This window comes from Nakamurella endophytica (genome assembly GCF_014646215.1).
Taxonomy (GTDB): Bacteria; Actinomycetota; Actinomycetes; order Mycobacteriales; family Nakamurellaceae; genus Nakamurella; species Nakamurella endophytica.
The window spans coordinates 433,864-450,174 of the sequence record NZ_BMNA01000001.1 but is presented as its reverse complement, the minus strand read 5'-3'; the positions used below and the strand labels follow the sequence as shown (position 1 = coordinate 450,174).

At 74.8% G+C, this 16,311-nt stretch carries 10 protein-coding genes and 1 tRNA gene; 2 read left to right on the top strand and 9 right to left on the bottom strand.

The window, feature by feature from the left end; all coding sequences use genetic code 11:
- From IEY37_RS01955 to IEY37_RS01925, 7 genes are all read right to left on the bottom strand, one after another.
- A partial coding sequence (locus tag IEY37_RS01955) for an Ig-like domain repeat protein (protein WP_229673570.1) occupies positions 1–1,206 on the bottom strand: 1,206 nt, incomplete at its 3' end.
- A gap of 269 nt (positions 1,207–1,475) precedes the next feature.
- Entirely contained in the window at positions 1,476–2,636 is a 1,161-nt protein-coding gene (locus IEY37_RS01950) for a threonine aldolase family protein (RefSeq protein WP_188939796.1), read from the bottom strand.
- Between the two features lie 80 nt (positions 2,637–2,716).
- Positions 2,717–4,087: a DUF6421 family protein gene (locus IEY37_RS01945; RefSeq protein WP_373298241.1), complete on the bottom strand. Its 1,371-nt coding sequence runs from the start codon at positions 4,085–4,087 to the stop codon at positions 2,717–2,719.
- Positions 4,088–4,798: 711 nt separating this feature from the next.
- A complete protein-coding gene (locus IEY37_RS01940; protein ID WP_188939795.1) occupies positions 4,799–5,116 on the bottom strand; it encodes a hypothetical protein in 318 nt (105 codons plus the stop codon).
- Positions 5,117–5,222: 106 nt separating this feature from the next.
- Positions 5,223–6,197, bottom strand: coding sequence for a ribose-phosphate diphosphokinase (locus tag IEY37_RS01935; RefSeq protein ID WP_188939794.1), 975 nt, complete (start codon positions 6,195–6,197; stop codon positions 5,223–5,225).
- The gene (glmU, locus tag IEY37_RS01930; RefSeq protein ID WP_188939793.1) at positions 6,194–7,723 is read right to left on the bottom strand and encodes a bifunctional UDP-N-acetylglucosamine diphosphorylase/glucosamine-1-phosphate N-acetyltransferase GlmU; all 1,530 of its coding nucleotides are present in this window, start codon (positions 7,721–7,723) and stop codon (positions 6,194–6,196) included. The genes IEY37_RS01935 and glmU overlap by 4 nt, the downstream gene beginning before the upstream one ends.
- A gap of 121 nt (positions 7,724–7,844) precedes the next feature.
- Positions 7,845–7,915 (bottom strand) — tRNA-Gln (locus IEY37_RS01925).
- Between the two features lie 427 nt (positions 7,916–8,342).
- Between IEY37_RS01925 and IEY37_RS01920 the strand changes: the two genes are divergently transcribed.
- Complete coding sequence (locus IEY37_RS01920) at positions 8,343–9,254, top strand: acyl-CoA desaturase (protein WP_188940152.1); 912 nt, start codon at positions 8,343–8,345, stop codon at positions 9,252–9,254.
- 233 nt (positions 9,255–9,487) lie between these two features.
- Complete coding sequence (mfd, locus tag IEY37_RS01915) at positions 9,488–13,120, top strand: transcription-repair coupling factor (protein WP_188939792.1); 3,633 nt, start codon at positions 9,488–9,490, stop codon at positions 13,118–13,120.
- 93 nt (positions 13,121–13,213) lie between these two features.
- Here the strand turns inward: mfd and IEY37_RS01910 are convergent, their stop codons facing one another.
- Together IEY37_RS01910 and IEY37_RS01905 are read right to left on the bottom strand one after the other, a co-directional pair.
- Positions 13,214–13,498, bottom strand: a complete 285-nt coding sequence (locus IEY37_RS01910; protein ID WP_188939791.1) for a hypothetical protein — start codon at positions 13,496–13,498, stop codon at positions 13,214–13,216.
- A gap of 341 nt (positions 13,499–13,839) precedes the next feature.
- Positions 13,840–15,720, bottom strand: coding sequence for a DUF4012 domain-containing protein (locus IEY37_RS01905; RefSeq protein ID WP_188939790.1), 1,881 nt, complete (start codon positions 15,718–15,720; stop codon positions 13,840–13,842).
- Positions 15,721–16,311 lie beyond the last annotated feature (591 nt).

The window sequence follows — 16,311 nt, the reverse complement described above, 5'->3', positions numbered from 1 at the left end:
GCCGCCGACCCGGACCTGCACCGTGCTGGTGGTGCCGCTGGCCGCGGTGGCCGGCGCCGACACGGTCACCGAGGGCGCGGCACGGACCACGCCCAGCCGGAAGGTCGTGCGCGACGGCGTCAGGTTGGCGTCGCCGGAGTAGGTGGCGGTCAGCGTCCGGACGCCCGGCGAGACCCGCACCCGGAAGGACACGGCCGCGGTCCCGTGGACGGCGGCGCTGCCCAGCAGCGTCCGGCCGTCCCGCAGCACGACCGTTCCGCCCGGGCGCCCGGCCGGCGCCGCTGCCGGGGGTCGCAGGGTGAACCGGACGGTCGCCACCGACCCGAACGCCGGCCGCCCGGCCGGCGGCTGCACCGCCCAGCGGGGGGCGGCACGGACCACGGTGAGCCGGGCGACGCCACGGCTGCGTGCCGCGACACCACCGGCGGCGGGGTAGAACGTGACGCCGGCACTGTGCACGCCCACTCGCGCGGCCGGGACCGCGAAGGCGACGCGACCGTCGGCCGCCACCGTGGAGAGCGCGACGGAGCGGCCGTCGACGTCCAGCTTGGCCTGGCCGGCGATGCGGGCGGAGACGCCGGGCACCCGGACGACGGCGGTCAGCCGCGCCGCGCTCCCGTAGCCGGCGCGCACCGCGCCGACGGACACCGTGCTGGCGCGGCGGAGCACCGACAGCCGGAGTCGGCCCGGTGCGGCGGTGTAAGGCGCCCGGACGCTCGCCATCACCTCGGACGTGCCCACCCCGAGCCGGCCTCCGGGGATGACCAGCGTCAGCCGGCCGGTGCCGTCGGTCCGCAGGTCGGCCTTGACGCCCGGGTAGCTGACGTGGACCACCGCACCGGCGGCGGCTGCCCGTCCGGCGCGGACGGTGATCCAGATCCGGACCGCCGACCCCCACCGGCTGACCGGGGTGCCGGAGGTGACGGCAACCGTGGCGGCGGTGGCCTGCGGTGCTGCGGCCTGCGGTGCTGCGGCCTGCGGTGCTGCGGCGCGCGGCGCTGCGGAGGCCCTCGCCGGTGCCGAGGTCCCCGTGGCGCCGGCGGCGGCCGGGCTTCCGTCGGCGTGGCCGGCCGGGTTCACGGTCCACGACGCCGACGGGGAGCTGCCGGTCGCCGGGACACCCGGCAGCGGGCCGGCGGTCGGGGTGCCGGTGTCCGCGGCCGCCGGGCCGGTGGCGAGCAGGCCGAGCAGCGTCACCGCCGCCACGACCACGACTGCAGCTGCGGAGCGCCGCGGAGCCGCGTCGAACGGGGAACGGGACGGCCGCCGTGGGATCACGTGCACCTCTGGGTCCGGGGGACGCGCGGGCGACTGCCCGGCGGCGCGACGATGCTCCCACGCGGCACCGACATCCGGGGGCGTGGTGTCCGATCCGTTGTCATCGGCGTCCGTGGAGGGCCGGTGCCCGGGCCGACCGGTCGGACGGCACGGCCGGGCAGGCGCCGGCCGCCACCGGTCCGCCGGCCGCCGGTCCGTCAGCGGGCGGCGAGCAGCTCCTTGAGGGCCGCCACGAACGCGTCGACGTCCGCCTCGGTGGTGTCCCAGGCGCACATCCAGCGGACCTCGCCGGTGGCCGGGTTCCAGTCGTAGAACCGGAAGCGCTGCCGCAGCGCGTCCGCGACCCCGCGGTCGAGCACCGCGAACACCGCGTTGGACTGGACCTGCTGGGTGAGCCGGACGCCGTCCAGGCCCTGCACGCCCTCGGCGAGCCGCTGCGCCATCGCATTGGCGTGCCGCGCCGACCGCAGCCACAGGTCGCCCTCCAGCAGGGCCAGCAGCTGCGCCGAGACGAACCGCAGCTTGGAGGCCAGCTGCATGTTCATCTTGCGCAGGTAGGGCAGCGCGGAGCGGACGGTGGCCGAGGCGATCGGCGCGCCGGCTCCGGGGACGCCGCTGGCGGCCGCGTCCGGGGACAGCGGCGTGCCCGCGCCGGCGCCGGCCGGGTCCGCGGCGGGCAGGTGGCCCTGCGGCAGCACGACCACGGCCTCACCCATCATCAGGCCGTTCTTGGTGCCGCCGAAGGACAGCACGTCGACCCCGGCGTCGGTGGTGAAGGCGCGCAGCGGCAGGTCCAGCGAGGCGGCCGCGTTGGCCAGCCGGGCACCGTCGAGGTGCAGGGCCATTCTGCGGGCGTGCGCGTGGTCGGCGATCGCCCGGATCTCCTGCGCCGTGTAGGCGGTGCCGAGCTCGGTGGTCTGGGTGATCGACACGGCGGCCGGCTGGGCGCGGTGCTCGTCGCCCCAGCCCCACGCCTGCCGGTCGATCAGCTCCGGGGTGAGCTTGCCGTCCGGGGTCGGCACGGTGAGCAGCTTGAGCCCGGCCACCCGCTCCGGCGCCGCGTTCTCGTCGGTGTTGATGTGCGCCGTCTCCGCGCAGACCACGGCGCCCCAGGGCGGCAGCAGGGCCTGCAGCGACAGGACGTTGGCGCCGGTGCCGTTGAACACGGGGAAGCCCGTGGTGCCCTCGCCGAAGTGGCGACGCAGGACTGTCTGCAGCGCCTCGGTGTACGGGTCCTCGCCGTAGGCGATGGTGTGGCCGCCGTTGGCCTCGGACAGTGCGGTGAGCACCTCGGGGTGGACGCCGGCGTAGTTGTCGGACGCGAACCCGCGGCGCTCGGTGTCATGGAGTCGGTTCACCGGACCAGTCTTTCAGCCTGCGCAGGACCGCCGTGCCCGTGCCCGGCCGGCGGGTGACGGACGCCACCCCGGGGAGCCGGTCAGCCGGTGATCCCCGCGGTCGCCTGGACGACCGGGGACAGCTTGCGCTGCAACGCCTCGTAGAACATCGACAGCGGGAACTCGTCCGGCAGCACGGCGTCCGTGAGTCCCTTGGGCGGTCCGTCCAGCGGCAGGGCCGACGGGCCCTGCGCCCACCGGGACGCCGGGTGCGGCGTCAGCGTCCCGGCGACGAGCTCGTAGGCGGCGAGCCAGTGCGCGACCTTGGGCCGGTCGATGGACCGCCAGTACAGGTCCTCGATGCGGCGACCCAGTTCGAGCACGGGCTCGGTGACCGCGGACCAGTCGACGGTGAGCCGGTTGTCGGTCCAGTGCAGCACGTGGTGCTGGTGCAGCCAGGCGAACAGCAGCTGACCGCCGAGCCCGTCGTAGTTGCGGACCCGGGTCCCGGTGACGGCGAACCGGAAGATGCGGTCGAAGAGCACCGCGTACTGCACCAGCCGGGCCTGCGGGACCCCGCCCCGCCGCTCCAGCTCGACGCACTCGCGGAACGCGGTCAGGTCGCAGCGCAGCTCCTCGAGGGCGTACAGGAAGTACGGCATCCGCTGCTTGATCATGAACGGGTCGAACGGGAGGTCGCCGTGCATGTGGGTGCGGTCGTGGATCATGTCCCACAGCACGAACGTCTGCTCGGCCAGTTCCTGGTCGGCGACGAGCCGGGCGGCGTCCGGCGGGAGGTCGAGCCGCGTGGTGCGGGCCGCGGCGGCGACGACGGCGCGGAACCTCGCGGCCTCCCGGTCGGCGAAGATCGCTCCCCAGGAGAAGGCCGGGACGTGGCGCATGGCAATGGTTTCCGGGAACAGCACGGCGGAATTGGTGTCGTAGCCGGGCGTGAAGTCCAGGAAGCGGATCGGCACGAACATGGCGTTGGAGTAGTCGCCGGCCTCGAGCTCGGCGACGAAGTCCGGCCAGACGACCTCGACCAGGACCGCCTCGAGATTGCGGTCCGGGTTGCCGTTCTGGGTATACATCGGGAAGACCACCAGGTGCTGCAGCCCGTCGACGCGCTGCCGCTCCGGGTGGAACGCCTCCAGCGAGTCCAGGAAGTCGGGGACGCCGAAACCGTCGTCCGCCCACCGCTGCAGGTCCTTGACCACGCCCGACAGGTAGTCCGCGTCGTGCGGGAACCGCGGCGCCAGCTCGTCGATCGCCGCCGCGGCCGTGCCGACCAGGGAGCGGGCGGTGGCGTGCGTGTCGGCGTCCGGGACGGACCCGTCGGCGGCCTGCAGCTCGCGCAGCCGGCACACGGCTTCCTTGAGGGTCAGCCACGCCGGATGGCGGGTGACGGCGGCATCCCGGCGACGGGTCCGCTCGGGTCGCCGGGCGGCGCCGGTGACCGCGGCGGCCAGCAACGGGCCGGCTCCGTCCGGGTCGACGGCCACCGCGACGACACGCCGGCCCGCCGCGGCCTGCGCGGCGACGACCCCTCCGCCGGAGTTCTGCAGGAGCGCCCGGGCCGGGCCCTCGACCCGCAACGTGCCGACGGCCCGGAGGCCGGCGGTGTCGACCCGGGCCACCAGGTCCTCGTGGGGAGCGTCGCCGTCCTCGTCGAGCAGCAGGCCGGGACCGGCCGCCGTGGGCGGAGCGGGCTGCACCGGACCCGACGCGGCCGTCCCCGACACCGAGATCCCTACGTCGGTGAGCAGTGTCGCCACCGAGGGGTGCAGCGAGGCGTCGCAGAGCGCGACGACGCCGGCGTCGGCCGGCAGGTCCGGGGGCAGCGGTGACCCGGCGGCGACCAGCACGACGTCGGCGTCCGCAGCGCTACCGGCCGCGATGCCACCGAGAGCGAGCAGGGCCTGCGGCGCAGCGGCGGGCAGCGACGCGTGGTCGTCCCGGATCAGCACGGCGGGGAACAGCGACACGATGACCTCCGTCGACCAAAGATTTCCTGCCCGAGAGCCTGTCAGGACAACATCCTGCTGTACGGCGGTCCGCATTCGCAAACATCTTGACTTCCGGGCCGGTCGGGGGGAGGTGCGAGCCGGTCGCCCGCGGCGGATGCGGACGGCAGCGCGCAGCACGGGTCGAGCCCCGCACGGGAGGCCGGGACGGTCGATCGGTCAGTGCGCGGCGGCGGCGACCTCGGTCATCCGCAGCAGTACCGCGGGCACGGAGCCGGGAGCCCGGACGAGCTCGAGCATCGCCGCCCACCAGGCCCGCTGCACCGCTGCGGGCATCGAGTCGCCGGCTCCGAAGCGGACGACGGTCGCCTCGGTGAGTTGCCGGGTGACCGTCCTGGCCACCGGGTCCGGGTCGGCGGTCGAGGGCACGCTGCGGTTGACGGAGGTGAAACCGCCGAGGGCGACCCAGCTCTGCTGGGCCGCGGCGCCGGCCAGGTAGCGCAGAGAGGACCGCGACGCAGCGGTGTCCCGCAGCATCACCGGCACGTCGGCGCCGGCCTCCCGGCGTCGTCGTCATGGGTCGCGGACAACGCTGCCGGACGGTGCGGCGGCCGGCAACCCGGTCGTGCCGGGGTCGGGCGGTTCAGACGTCGAACAGCGAGGTGACCGACCCGTCCTCGAAGACCTCGTAGATGGCCTTGGCCAGCAACGGCGCGATGGACAGCACGCTCAGCTGCTCGAAGCGGTGGGCCGGCGGGATGGCGAGGGTGTTGGTGAGCACGACCTCGACGGCCCCGCAGGTGCTCAGCCGCTCGGCGGCGGGGTCGGACAGCACCCCGTGGGTGGCCGCGACGATCACCTTCCGGGCGCCCGCCTCGAGCACCTGGCGCACGGCCTTGGCGATGGTGCCGCCGGTGTCGATCATGTCGTCGACCACGATGCAGGTCCGGTCGGCGACGTCGCCGACGACGCGGTTGGCGACGACCTGGTTGGGCCGGCTGGGGTCGCGGGTCTTGTGGATGAACGCGATCGGGGTGCCGCCCAGCCGGTTCGACCAGCGCTCGGCCGTGCGGACCCGGCCGGCGTCGGGGGAGACCACGGTCAGCGGCTCGCCGCCGTAGGAGCGCGAGATGTAGTCGGTCAGCAGGGGTTGCGCGAACAGGTGGTCCACCGGTCCGTCGAAGAAGCCCTGCACCTGGTCGGTGTGCAGGTCCACGGTCATCAACCGGTGGGCGCCGGCGGTCTTGAGCAGGTCGGCGACCAGCCGGGCGGAGATCGGCTCGCGGCCGCGGTGCTTCTTGTCCTGCCGGGCGTACGGGTAGAAGGGCAGCACGACGGTGATCCGCTTGGCCGACGCCCGTTTCAAGGCGTCGATCATGATCAGGGTCTCCATCACCCAGGTGTTGATGCCCGCGCCGCAGGACTGGATGACGAACGCGTCGGTGCCGCGCACGGACTGTTCGGGCCGCACGAAGATCTCGCCGTTGGCGAAGTCGTAGAGCGACTGCGGCGTGATCTCGACGTCGAGCTCCTTGGCCACCTCCTGGGCCAGCTCCAGGTACCCGCGGCCGGAGAACAGCATCATCGACTTGCGGGTCGTGGTGGAGAGCGAGTTCACGAGCAGGCCCCCTCGGCGCTGTCGGGTCGGTCCGCCGTGTCGCGGTGCTCGCCGGGTGGATCGTCGGTGGCGCCGGCGCGGCGCGCCGCCCGGTCCGCCGCGGTACCGGCCCGCTTGCGCAGGACCCAGCCGGGGATCCCGGCCTGGCGCCCGCGGGCGATGCCGAGGTCGCCCGCGGCCACGTCGTCGGTGACGGTGGAACCCGCTGCGACGTAGGCACCGTCGCCGATGGTGACCGGCGCCACCAGGGTGCTGTCCGTGCCGACGAAGGCCTCGCTGCCGACGACGGTGCGGTGCTTGGCCACGCCGTCGTAGTTGGCGGTGATGACGCCGGCGCCGATGTTCGAGCCCGGGCCGATCTCGGCGTCGCCGACGTAGGACAGGTGGGGCACCTTCGCCCCGGCACCCACCGTCGACTTCTTGACCTCGACGAACGCGCCGACCTTGCTGTCGGCCCCGAGCACGCTGCCGGGCCGCAGGTAGGTCCACGGGCCGACGGTGGCTCCCGGCCCGATCTCGGCCTCGATGCAGTGCGACCGGGTCACGGTGGCGCCCTCGCCGACGCGGCATGCGGACAGCGTGCTGTCCGGGCCGACGGTGGCGCCGGTCGCGACGGTGGTCCCCGCCTCCAGCGACGTGCCGGGGAGCAGGGTGGTGTCCGGCTCCAGCCGGACGTCGGCGTGCAGCCAGGTGGTCGCGGGGTCGAGCACCGTGACGCCGGCCAGCTGCGCCTGGCGGACGAGTCGGTCGTTGAGCCGCCGCGCCAGGGCGGCCAGCTGCACCCGGTCGTTGACGCCCTCGGTCTCGGTCGGGTCCGGTGCGATCACTGCGCCGACCCGGCGACCGTCGTCGACGGCGACCGACACGACGTCGGTCAGGTACCGCTCGCCCGCGGCGTTGCCCGCCGTCAGCCGCGGGAGCGCGCCGGCCAGCACGGCCCCGTCGAAGGCGTAGACGCCCGAGTTGATCTCGTCGATGGCCCGCTGCGACTCGTCGGCGTCGCGGTGCTCGACGATGGCGCGGACGCCGCCGCCCGCGTCCCGGACGATGCGCCCGTAGCCGGACGGGTCGGGAACGCGGGCGGTGAGGACGGTGACGGCGTTGTGCTGCTCGGCGTGCGCGTCGACCAGCAGCCGCAGCGTCTCGGGGGTCAGCAGCGGCACGTCGCCGTAGGTGACCAGGACGACCCCGTCCGGGACGGTGTCGCCCAGCGCCGCCGCCACCGCATGCCCGGTGCCCAGCTGCCGGTCCTGGACGGCCTGGCGCACCTCGGGGTGGTGCGCGTCCAGGTAGGCGGCGACCTGCTCACGGCCGTGGCCGACGACGGCCACCAGCTCCCGGGGCCCGAGAGCGCCGGCCGCGGTCAGGGCGTGCCAGAGCAGCGGTCGACCGGCGATCGGGTGCAGGACCTTGGGCAGTTCGGACCGCATCCGGGTCCCGGCGCCGGCTGCGAGGACCACCACCGCGGCGATCGCCGGGGTGCGGGTGGGCGATCCGGCGGTCGACGGGTCGTCGGGCACGGGCATCCTCTCCGGTCGGGCGGCGGCGCGACCCCCACCCCTGCGGCGGACCGCGGCGCGACGGTGTCCTGCGACCGACTGCATGCTAGTCACCCGGGCCGGACGGCCCCCGGGGTCCGGCCGCGCGCTCCGCCGCCAGGATTCGAACCTGAACCATCGGAACCAAAATCCGAGGTGCTGCCGTTACACCACGGCGGATGGCCGGCCCATCATCGCACGCAGCCGGGCGCGAGGCGCCCGGCGACGGAGGGTCCGGGAAGGGCGCCACGGCCGGTCCGGGGCCACCCTCGACGTGCGCCGAACGGTCGCGGGAGGTGACGCCGACCGCGGCTGCGACGTGCATCGGACCGCGTCCCCGGCTCACCAGGTAAGGCGGTCCTCACTCGAGCCGTTCCGTCGGGGCCTTCAGCCCGGTAGCGTCGACATCGCCCGTTGCCGCGGGTCGACCGCCGGTCCGTTCCCGCTCGGGAACGCCGGGGTCGGCCCACGACCAGAGAAGAGCACCGTGACCCCTCCCGAGACCGCTGTCGCCGACCCCCGGGCCGGCCGTGCCGCACCCTCCGCGCCGAGAGCGACCGCAGCGGTCCCCGAGGAGCGGCCGGCCGCCCGTGCGGGGGCCAAGCCGATGGTGTCCGGCCGGCGTGGTCTGCCCGCCCAGCTGGCGGTGTTCGGCTTCGTCCTGCTGCCCCTGCTGGCCGTCGTGGTGGCGGTGCCGTTCGCGTGGGGCTGGGGGCTGGGCTGGACCGACATCGCGATCGCCTTCGTCTTCTACGTCATCTCGGGCATGGGCGTGACGGTCGGCTTCCACCGCTACTTCACGCACGGCGCCTTCAAGGCCAACCGCCCGCTGAAGGTGCTGCTCGCCATCGCCGGCCAGATGGCCGTGCAGGGGCCGGTCATCATCTGGGTGGCCGACCACCGGCGGCACCACGCCTTCTCGGACCGCGAGGGCGACCCGCACTCGCCGTGGATGTTCGGCACGTCCGTCCCGGCGCTGGCGCGGGGGTTCTGGCACGCGCACATGGGTTGGCTGTTCCACCGGGACAACACCAACCAGGAGCGCTTCGCGCCCGACCTGCTCGCCGACCGGGACATCGTCCGGCAGGACCGCATCTTCTGGGTCTGGACGCTGGTGTCCATCTTCGGCCCCGGTCTGGTCGGCGGGCTGGTCACCTGGTCCTGGCAGGGCGCGCTGACCGCGTTCTTCTGGGCCGGCCTGGTCCGCATCGCGCTGCTGCACCACGTCACCTGGTCGGTGAACTCGATCTGCCACATGATCGGCGAGCGGCCGTTCTCCGCCCGCGACCGGTCCGCCAACTTCTGGCCGCTGGCGTTGCTGTCCTTCGGCGAGTCCTGGCACAACCTGCACCACGCCGACCCGACCTGCGCCCGGCACGGCGTGCTCCGTGGCCAGCTGGACATCTCCGCCCGGGCCATCTGGTTCTTCGAGCGGTTCGGCTGGGCCACCAAGGTCCGCTGGCCCAATGCCCAGCGGTTGGCGCGGATCCAGGCCACCGCCGGCGAGATGGGGCACTGACCGCCGCCCCAGGCACGCCCACCGCGGCGGCGGTCCGCGCGGCTGTGGCCGCCGTCCTCCCGGTGGCGCGACGGTGACCGCTGTCGGTCCCCGCGGGTAGCGTGGATGCCACAACCCCCCTCCGAGATCGGTGGGGGGCTTGTGTGCGTGCGCCGGGGACCACCCCGGCCGGCGCGCTGCCCCCGGCGGGTGGCGTGCCGGCTCCTCGCGCGCCGATCGTGGAGGGAACCACCATGTCCGACATCGCGCCGCTGAGCGGGCTGCTCGACGGTGTCCTGACCGACCCGTTCGTCACCGCCACCGTGGAGGCGGCGGGGACACCGCGCCATCGGATGACCGCGCCGGCCGGTCTGCGGCCCTTCCTGGCCGCCGCCCTGGCCCGCGACACCGGACGCGGCGGGGCCGGCGTGCCGGTGCTGCTCGTCACGGCCACGGGCCGGGAGGCCGAGGTGGCGACGGCCGCGGTGGCGGACCTGATCGGCGCCGACCGGGTGACGCTCTTCCCGTCGTGGGAGACGTTGCCGCACGAGCGACTCTCGCCGCGGTCGGACACGGTCGGCCGCCGGCTGTCGACGCTGCGCCGGCTCGCGCACCCGGACCAGCATCCGGCGGGCGCCCCGGCGGTCGTGGTGACGACGATCCGCTCGATGATCCAGCCGATGGCTCCGGGACTCGGCGACATCGTGCCGGTGTCCGTCCGGGTCGGCGACTGGGTCGACCTCACCGAGCTGGTCGAGCGGCTCGCCGAGCTGGCCTACAGCCGTGTCGACATGGTGGAGAAGCGCGGCGAGATGGCCGTGCGGGGCGGCATCCTCGACGTCTTCCCGCCGACCGACGACCACCCCAGCCGCATCGAGTTCTTCGGCGACGAGGTGTCCGACATCCGGCGGTTCGCCGTCACCGACCAGCGGTCGCTGGACCGCGTGGAGGTGCTGGACGCACCGGCCTGCCGGGAGATCCTGCTGACCGCCGAGGTGCGGGAGCGGGCGGCGACGCTGTCCGCGGAGGGCACCGGCGACCCGACCCTCGCCGAGATGCTCGGCAACCTGGCCGAGGGCATCGCCGTCGAGGGCATGGAGGCGCTGATCCCGGTGCTGCTGCCGGGACGGCTGGTCCTGCTGTCCGAGCTGTTGCTGCCGGGCACCCACGTGCTGCTGGCCGACCCGGAGCGGATCCGCACCCGCGCCGACGACCTGGTGCGCACCGGCGCCGAGTTCCTCGCCGCCTCGTGGATGGCGGCCGCGTCCGGCGGGCGCGCACCGATCGACCTGGCCGAGTCCGCGTACCGCACGCTCGGCGAGGTGCAGGACGCCGTCCGGGACGCCGACCTGCCGCTGTGGCGCATCGGGTCCTTCGGCGTCGACGTCCCGACCGACAACGCGGCGGCCACCGACGGCAGCGCCGGTGCCGGTGCGGCCGCGGCGGAGGCCGGCGAGCCGCCGGCGCTGCCGGCCCCGTCCTACCGCGGAGACCTGGCGTCCGCGATGAACCAGGCGCGGGACCGGTCGGCCGCCGGCGGGGCGACGGTCGTCGTGGTCCCCGGTGCGGGCACGGCGGAGCGCGCCGTGGAGCAGATCGCCGAGGCCGGGCTGTCGGTCACCGCGGCCGCCGACCCGATGCTGCACCCTCCGGCCGCCGCCGTAGTGACGGTGGCCCGCGGCCGGCTGGAGGACGGGTTCGTGCTGGCCGGATCCGGCGTGGCCGTCATCACGGAGACGGACCTGACCGGCAACCGCGGGGGCGCGGTCCCCGGCGCCGCCACCAAGATGCCGTCGCGCCGCCGCAACGCCATCGACCCGGTGGCGCTGACCCCCGGCGACTACGTCGTGCACAGCCAGCACGGCATCGGCAAGTACGTCGACCTCGTCTCCCGCACCAGCGGCGGGGCGACCCGCGAGTACCTGGTGGTGGAGTACGCGCCGAGCAAGCGCAACCAGCCCGGCGACCGGCTCTTCGTGCCGACCGACGCCCTGGACCAGCTGTCCAAGTACGTCGGCGGCGAGGTCCCGACGCTGAACAAGCTCGGCGGTGCCGACTGGGCGAAGACCAAGGGCCGCGCGCGCAAGGCCGTCCGGCAGATCGCCGCCAAGCTGGTGCAGGTCTACGCGGCGCGGGCGTCCGCGCCCGGTCACGCCTTCGGTCCGGACACCCCCTGGCAGCGCGAGCTGGAGGGAGCCTTCCCGTTCACCGAGACGCCGGACCAGCTGGCCGCCATCGACGAGGTCAAGTCGGACATGGAGAAGCCGGCCCCGATGGACCGGGTGATCTCCGGAGACGTCGGCTACGGCAAGACCGAGATCGCGGTGCGCGCCGCCTTCAAGGCGGTGCAGGACGGCAAGCAGGTCGTCGTCCTCGTCCCGACGACACTGCTCGCCCAGCAGCACCTCTCGACGTTCGGCGAGCGCATGGCGTCCTTCCCCGTCACCATCCGGGGGCTGTCCCGGTTCACGTCGGACGCCGAGGCCACCGAGACCATCAAGGGTCTCGCCGACGGCACGGTGGACATCGTGATCGGCACCCACCGCCTGCTGCAGCCGTCGGTGCGTTTCAAGGACCTGGGGCTGGTGATCGTCGACGAGGAGCAGCGCTTCGGCGTCGAGCACAAGGAGCACATCACCGCCATGCGCGCGCACGTCGACATGTTGACCATGTCGGCGACGCCCATCCCGCGCACGCTCGAGATGAGCCTGGCCGGCATCCGCGAGATGTCGACGATCGCCACTCCGCCGGAGGAGCGGCACCCGATCCTGACCTACGTCGGCGCCTACGACGACAAGCTGGTCGGCGCGGCGATCCGGCGGGAGCTGCTGCGCGACGGGCAGGTGTTCTTCGTGCACAACCGGGTGGCCGACATCGAACGGGTCGCCGCCCGGATCCGCGAGGCCGTGCCCGAGGCCAGGGTCGCCGTGGCGCACGGCCAGATGGGCGAGGACGCGCTGGAGCGGGTGATCAACGGCTTCTGGGACCGCAGCTTCGACGTGCTGGTCTGCACCACGATCGTCGAGACCGGGTTGGACATCAGCAACGCGAACACCCTGATCGTGGACCACGCCGAGATCCTCGGGCTGTCCCAGATGCACCAGCTCCGCGGTCGTGTCGGGCGCTCGCGGGAACGCGGGTACGCCTACTTCCTGTATCCCGCCGAGAAACCGCTGACCGAGACGGCGCACGACCGGCTGGCCACCATCGCGCAGAACTCGGACCTGGGTGCCGGCATGGCGGTCGCCATGCGCGACCTCGAGATCCGCGGCGCTGGCAGCATCCTCGGCGCGGAGCAGAGCGGCCACATCGCCGGGGTCGGCTTCGACCTGTACGTGCGGCTGGTGGGTGAGGCGGTCACGGCGTTCAAGAAGGCGGCCGGGGCGACGGCCGCCGAGGGCGTGGAGGAGGAGCCGGCCGAGGTCCGGGTGGAACTGCCGGTGGACGCGAGCATCCCGCACGAGTACATCCCCGGCGAGCGGCTGCGGCTGGACGCCTACCGGAAGATCGCCGCCGCCACCGGCGAGGAGGACCTGGAGTCGGTGCGGGCGGAGCTCGCCGACCGGTACGGGCCGGTCCCCGACGACGTCGAGCGGCTGCTCGCCGTGGCCGCGTTCCGGCAGCGGGCCAGGGCGGCCGGCGTCACGGAGGTCGTCCTGGGGCCGCAGGGCCTGCGGTTCTCGCCGGTCGAGCTGGCCGAGTCGGCCCAGATGCGGATCATCCGCACCCACCCCGGCGCCCGCTACCGGGAGAACACCCACACCCTGACGCTGCGGCCGCCGGTGGAGGGCGGCCGGATGGGCGCGGCACCGCTGCGGGACCAGCCGCTGCTCGACTACTGCGCCCAGGTCCTCGAGGCGCTGCGGTCCCCGGTGCTGGCCGGCTGAGCGCCCTGCCCCGGGACGGCGAAGGCCCCGCACCGACAGGTGCGGGGCCTCGACCGTGCGACCGGGCGTGCGGGCACCGGACCCGCGGCAGGGTCAGCGAGCGGAGGTGCGGCGGGACAGGCGGGTGCCGACGACGACGAGCGCCGCGCCCACCAGCACCACGAGCACGCCGATGGTGATGGCGAGACCGAGGTTGAAGCCGGCGCCCGTGTAGGACAGCGACTGTCCCGCGGTCGTGCCGCTGACGTCCTGGACGACGGCGGAGTTGTCGGACGGCCCGACCGGCGCCGGCACGTAGTCCTGGGCAGAGGCGACGCCGACGGACAGCAGCAGGGTGGCCAGGGCCAGGGTGACGACGGCGGAGATCCGGCGGATCATGGCGTGCTCCTCACGGGTCGGACGCGACTGCGCCCGGCGACGACGGATGTACAGGTGCCGAGACCCCGATCTCCAGCGCGGTCAGACTACACGGCTGGACCTGACCGCTCCACGTCCCTGGTACGCCCGGTCGGGTGAACCTGTCACTCGGTGTGCGCGCCCAGCGGGCGCACCGTCCACCGCGGTCGGGCAAGCGCCGTCCGGTGCGGGGCCGATCCGGCGACCGCGGTGACCCAGCGCAGCGACCGACCGGGGGTGGGCGGACGGCCCTGGCGCCGGACCCACGGGCCGTGACCCCCGGGCCGGTGCCCCTCAGCCGCAGGACTCGGCCGGCTGGACCGTCAGCCGCAGGACTCGGCCGGCTGGACCGTCGTCCGCCAGGTCTGGATGCCGGGCGTCAGCAGCACCCGCGGGGCCGCGGTGGTGCCGGGAGCGACCCGCAGGGTGAGCGTGGCGGTGAGCGTGGCGGAGGACCCGGGCGGCAGCTCGACGGTCACCATGGCGACCGCGCGACCGTCCTGCGTCGTCCGGGCCACCGGCACCGCCCGGCCGTCGACCTGCACCTGCCCGAGGCCGGCGCCCAGCGGAGCGACGACCAGCACGTTGGTGCGCAGCACGTAGTCCCCGGCCTTGGCCAGCCCGAGGACGTAGTCGGACAGGCCGCTGGACGGCGCGCTCGAGGACATCGGGACGGACAGCTGCAGCACGCGGTCCGCGCCCTGGCACGCGCCGGCGGCCAGGGTGGCGGAGCCGGAGGCGTAGAAGCCGAGCTTGGCCCCGGTCGCGTCGTTGCGGAAGACCCCGACCGTCGGACCGGCCGAGTCGTCGCCGAGCTGGCCGGAGATCTCCGTGGCCGCCAGGTCCTGCTGCTCCGCCGGGTGCGCACTCCAGAGGAGCAGCCGGCCCTCGGCGGAGGCGCGGGTCAGCCCGCGGAGCTCCGCGGAGGCGTCGTTCGGCGACCGGGTCACCGCCTCGAAGGCCTTGGCGGTGGCCGCGGACAGGAAGGAATCCCGGGCCTGTGCGTCCGACGGCTCCGGGAACAGCTGGTAGACCCGGGACAGCAGGATCTCGGTGATGGTCGACGACGTCAGCTGCTGCCCGCGGCCGATGTCGATCGGGTCGGCGCCCTGCAGCATGTAGCCCAGCGCCACCGGATCGATCGCCAGCACACCGTCCACCGCCGCGCCCTTGCGCTCGGCGTACATCCGGGCGAACAGCTGGGCCGCCGTCGGGAAGTCCGGCATCAGGTTGACGTCGGTGGGGTAGCGGCCGGGCAGGTCGCCGTACAGCGTGCGGGAGACGATCGGCGGCAGCGACAGCGGCGGGTCGAACTCCGGGAGTGTGCGACTCGACGCACCCTGCTCGGCCACCGAGATCGCGCCGTGGTCGACGACCAGGCGCGCGTAGGACCCGAAGATCCCGCCGGTGGCCCGCGGCTCGGCCAGGTTCTGGAAGACCACCAGGTAGCTGCGGGCGCCGTCGGCTCCGAGCATGGCCGGCGCCAGGCGGGCGATGCGGGCCGCCGGGCCGGTGGTGCCCTGCAGGTCGGTGAGCTTGTCCTGCAGCTGTCCCACGGCCTGCGCGACGGGTCCGACGAGGCCGGACCGGTCGATGCCGGTCATCCGGGTCAGCGCCGTGGACACCTCGCGGTCGGCCGCCTGCAGGTCGTTGCTCGCGGCGACCAGCGGGGCGACCGGGATGGCACCGTTCACCGGGACCATCGCCGCCGGCGTCACGGTCGTGGCCGCCTCGAGCAGGGCGGGTGCGGTGGTGTGGGACAACCCGTCCACGGTCTGCGCGATGCCCTGGATGGCCGACAGGTTCGGGCCGACCCACGGCAGCACGGTGGCGGCGCGGTAGAAGGGGTCGGACGTGGCCGACACCGCGTCCGAGGACGAGTCCTGCAGCACCGCCACCGAGGCGCGGGCCGACGGCACGTCGATGTCCGCCACACCGCGGATCGATCCCTGCAGCTGGGTGACCTGGTTCGCGGCGTCGGACAGCGCGCGGTAGGCCTGGTAGGTGCGCCAGCCGACCCACCCGGCGAACAGCAGCACCAGCACACCGACGCCGAGCAGGACGCGGCCGACGAGCCGGCGCCGCCGGTAGGCCGCGCTGTGCGTCCGGCGCACCCGGCAGACGAGCTCGGCCGGGGGATGCAGCGGGCCGGGGGACGTGCCGGTGATCCCGTGATCGGGGCCGGGCGGGCGGCTGCGCTCCACCGGCGGGGGACCGGCGAGCGGGTGCGTGCCGGGCGGGACCGCGGGCCGGTCCGGGCCGGCGGTGCCGGTGCGACGCGGTCCGGCGCCTGTGGCGGGTACGGCAGCCGGCCCGTCGCCCGGTGCGCCCGGCGGCCCTTCCGGCGGTCCGTCCCCGGTCGTCGGTCGGGCGCCCTCGAACCGGGGGGCGCCGGGGTCCGCGGTACTCCCGGGTCCACCGGTGTTGCCGGTTGCGGTGTTGCCCGTTGCGGTGCTGCCGGCCGCGGCACGGCCGGCCGCGGCGGCCCTCGCCGCTGCGGCGGCCCGGCCCACGGCCGCGGACGGATCGAGCCGGTGGCTGGCGGGCCGGTGCCGCTGCGCCGCGGGGTCGGCCGGAATCGGCCGGTTCGGCCGGAGCGGCAGCGCGCCACCGGCCGGCGGAGCCTGGTGCGTCCCGGCGGGCCGGCCCTGGGCGTCCGGCCGCGGCGGGACCGGGCCGTCCGTGGGCGCCGAGCCGTGGCGCGGCGCCGGACCCGTTCTCGGCGGACCCGGTGCGGTGTCGGCGTCGTCGCCGGGCGGATCCCCCGGTGAGGCGGGACCCGGATGGTGCGGATC

Excerpts from the sequence above, each read along its gene's own strand:
- IEY37_RS01940 (WP_188939795.1), bottom strand. The coding sequence starts at position 5,116 with ATGCTGCGGGACACCGCTGCGTCGCGGTCCTCTCTGCGCTACCTGGCC.
- glmU (WP_188939793.1), bottom strand. The coding sequence starts at position 7,723 with ATGCCCGTGCCCGACGACCCGTCGACCGCCGGATCGCCCACCCGCACC.
- IEY37_RS01920 (WP_188940152.1), top strand. The coding sequence starts at position 8,343 with ATGGTGTCCGGCCGGCGTGGTCTGCCCGCCCAGCTGGCGGTGTTCGGC.
- mfd (WP_188939792.1), top strand. The coding sequence starts at position 9,488 with ATGTCCGACATCGCGCCGCTGAGCGGGCTGCTCGACGGTGTCCTGACC.
- IEY37_RS01910 (WP_188939791.1), bottom strand. The coding sequence starts at position 13,498 with ATGATCCGCCGGATCTCCGCCGTCGTCACCCTGGCCCTGGCCACCCTG.